This window comes from Bacillus sp. GW821-FHT01G09, assembly GCF_059422205.1.
On sequence record NZ_JBWKWL010000011.1, the window covers coordinates 1 to 2,957 of the forward strand.

General features: G+C 53.6%; 1 rRNA gene. It reads left to right on the forward strand.

The window, feature by feature from the left end:
* The first annotated feature begins 30 nt into the window (after window positions 1-30).
* Window positions 31-2,957: ribosomal RNA gene (locus AC07VD_RS20760) — 23S ribosomal RNA — on the forward strand.

Genomic DNA, 2,957 nt, shown 5'->3' on the forward strand with positions numbered 1-2,957 from the left:
ACAAGATATCACATAGTGATTCTTTTTAACGGTTAAGTTAGAAAGGGCGCACGGTGGATGCCTTGGCACTAGGAGCCGATGAAGGACGGGACGAACACCGATATGCTTCGGGGAGCTGTAAGCAAGCTTTGATCCGGAGATTTCCGAATGGGGAAACCCACCACTCGTAATGGAGTGGTATCCATATCTGAATTCATAGGATATGAGAAGGCAGACCCGGGGAACTGAAACATCTAAGTACCCGGAGGAAGAGAAAGCAAATGCGATTCCCTGAGTAGCGGCGAGCGAAACGGGATTAGCCCAAACCAAGAGGCTTGCCTCTTGGGGTTGTAGGACACTCTGTACGGAGTTACAAAGGAACGAGGTAGATGAAGAGGTCTGGAAAGGCCCGCCATAGGAGGTAACAGCCCTGTAGTCAAAACTTCGTTCTCTCCTGAGTGGATCCTGAGTACGGCGGAACACGTGAAATTCCGTCGGAATCCGGGAGGACCATCTCCCAAGGCTAAATACTCCCTAGTGACCGATAGTGAACCAGTACCGTGAGGGAAAGGTGAAAAGCACCCCGGAAGGGGAGTGAAAGAGATCCTGAAACCGTGTGCCTACAAGTAGTCAGAGCCCGTTAACGGGTGATGGCGTGCCTTTTGTAGAATGAACCGGCGAGTTACGATCCCGTGCAAGGTTAAGCAGAAGATGCGGAGCCGCAGCGAAAGCGAGTCTGAATAGGGCGCATGAGTACGTGGTCGTAGACCCGAAACCAGGTGATCTACCCATGTCCAGGGTGAAGTTCAGGTAACACTGAATGGAGGCCCGAACCCACGCACGTTGAAAAGTGCGGGGATGAGGTGTGGGTAGGGGTGAAATGCCAATCGAACCTGGAGATAGCTGGTTCTCTCCGAAATAGCTTTAGGGCTAGCCTCAAGGTAAGAGTCTTGGAGGTAGAGCACTGATTGGACTAGGGGCCCCTACCGGGTTACCGAATTCAGTCAAACTCCGAATGCCAATGACTTATCCTTGGGAGTCAGACTGCGAGTGATAAGATCCGTAGTCGAAAGGGAAACAGCCCAGACCGCCAGCTAAGGTCCCAAAGTATACGTTAAGTGGAAAAGGATGTGGAGTTGCTTAGACAACCAGGATGTTGGCTTAGAAGCAGCCACCATTTAAAGAGTGCGTAATAGCTCACTGGTCGAGTGACTCTGCGCCGAAAATGTACCGGGGCTAAACGTATCACCGAAGCTGCGGACTGTTCTTCGAACAGTGGTAGGAGAGCGTTCTAAGGGCTGTGAAGCCAGACCGGAAGGACTGGTGGAGCGCTTAGAAGTGAGAATGCCGGTATGAGTAGCGAAAGAGGGGTGAGAATCCCCTCCACCGAATGCCTAAGGTTTCCTGAGGAAGGCTCGTCCGCTCAGGGTTAGTCGGGACCTAAGCCGAGGCCGAAAGGCGTAGGCGATGGACAACAGGTTGATATTCCTGTACCACCTCCTCACCATTTGAGCAATGGGGGGACGCAGGAGGATAGGGTAAGCGCGGTATTGGATATCCGCGTCCAAGCAGTTAGGCTGGGAAATAGGCAAATCCGTTTCCCATAAGGCTGAGCTGTGATGGCGAGCGAAATATAGTAGCGAAGTTCCTGATTCCACACTGCCAAGAAAAGCCTCTAGCGAGGTGAGAGGTGCCCGTACCGCAAACCGACACAGGTAGGCGAGGAGAGAATCCTAAGGTGATCGAGAGAACTCTCGTTAAGGAACTCGGCAAAATGACCCCGTAACTTCGGGAGAAGGGGTGCTCTGTTAGGGTGCAAGCCCGAGAGAGCCGCAGTGAATAGGCCCAGGCGACTGTTTAGCAAAAACACAGGTCTCTGCGAAGCCGTAAGGCGAAGTATAGGGGCTGACGCCTGCCCGGTGCTGGAAGGTTAAGAGGAGCGCTTAGCGTAAGCGAAGGTGCGAATTGAAGCCCCAGTAAACGGCGGCCGTAACTATAACGGTCCTAAGGTAGCGAAATTCCTTGTCGGGTAAGTTCCGACCCGCACGAAAGGCGCAACGATCTGGGCACTGTCTCAACGAGAGACTCGGTGAAATTATAGTACCTGTGAAGATGCAGGTTACCCGCGACAGGACGGAAAGACCCCGTGGAGCTTTACTGCAGCCTGATATTGAATGTTGGTACAGCTTGTACAGGATAGGTAGGAGCCTTGGAAACCGGAGCGCTAGCTTCGGTGGAGGCATCGGTGGGATACTACCCTGGCTGTATTGACCTTCTAACCCGCCGCCCTTATCGGGCGGGGAGACAGTGTCAGGTGGGCAGTTTGACTGGGGCGGTCGCCTCCTAAAAGGTAACGGAGGCGCCCAAAGGTTCCCTCAGAATGGTTGGAAATCATTCGCAGAGTGTAAAGGCACAAGGGAGCTTGACTGCGAGACCTACAAGTCGAGCAGGGACGAAAGTCGGGCTTAGTGATCCGGTGGTTCCGCATGGAAGGGCCATCGCTCAACGGATAAAAGCTACCCCGGGGATAACAGGCTTATCTCCCCCAAGAGTCCACATCGACGGGGAGGTTTGGCACCTCGATGTCGGCTCATCGCATCCTGGGGCTGTAGTCGGTCCCAAGGGTTGGGCTGTTCGCCCATTAAAGCGGTACGCGAGCTGGGTTCAGAACGTCGTGAGACAGTTCGGTCCCTATCCGTCGCGGGCGCAGGAAATTTGAGAGGAGCTGTCCTTAGTACGAGAGGACCGGGATGGACGCACCGCTGGTGTACCAGTTGTTCTGCCAAGGGCATCGCTGGGTAGCTATGTGCGGACGGGATAAGTGCTGAAAGCATCTAAGCATGAAGCCCCCCTCAAGATGAGATTTCCCATTCCGCAAGGAAGTAAGATCCCTGAAAGATGATCAGGTTGATAGGTCTGAGGTGGAAGTGTGGCGACACATGGAGCTGACAGATACTAATCGATCGAGGACTTAACCA